Raw genomic sequence first — 677 nt, forward strand, 5'->3', positions numbered from 1 at the left:
CGGCCTGGATAGGATGCTTTCTTCGAGCGAAATTGCCTCACTCATCACGGCGATAGGGAGCAGTATAGGCATAGGCAGTTTTGACGTATCTAAGGTAAGGTATCACAAAATCATCATAATGACTGACGCTGATGTTGACGGTTCGCACATACGTACCTTGCTGCTTACTTTCTTTTTCAGATACATGAAAGACATAATAAGCGAGGGGTATTTGTATATAGCCCAGCCGCCGTTGTACAAGCTTACTAGGCATAGGAAAGACACGTACATCAAAAATGACGAGGCGTTGAGTGACTATATCGTGGGCAATGCAACTCGAAGCCTGGTGCTTAGCGGAGGGGCAGAGCACTCTGGTGCGGAATTGCAGTCCATACTGCGCAAGTGTATGCGCATCGCTAATGTGACTAAAGCGTATGCCAGGATGATCCCGCAAGAAGTTTTCGAATCGCTCATTGTGCAATACAAAAAGTGTGGCTTGGGTTCACCTGCAGACATGGCCGCCCATCTGAATCGTGTGTTCTCTGAGTATCAGTGGAATGTCGAGATGTCTGAGGACGGGATGATCACGATCTTGAGATTATCTCAAGGCATGGTCGACAAATACGCTATAGGTGCGGATTTTGTACACTCTCGGGATGTGCAGAACATTGTCAGCACGTTAGATGGTATAGAAGACA

At 47.1% G+C, this 677-nt stretch carries 1 protein-coding gene; it reads left to right on the forward strand.

The features are described 5' to 3' along the window. On the forward strand, nt 1-677 hold a 677-nt coding region (locus tag GAC_RS02515), incomplete at both ends, for a toprim domain-containing protein (protein WP_037349329.1).

It is taken from the genome of Anaplasma marginale str. Florida (genome assembly GCF_000215485.1).
Taxonomy (GTDB): Bacteria; Pseudomonadota; Alphaproteobacteria; order Rickettsiales; family Anaplasmataceae; genus Anaplasma; species Anaplasma marginale.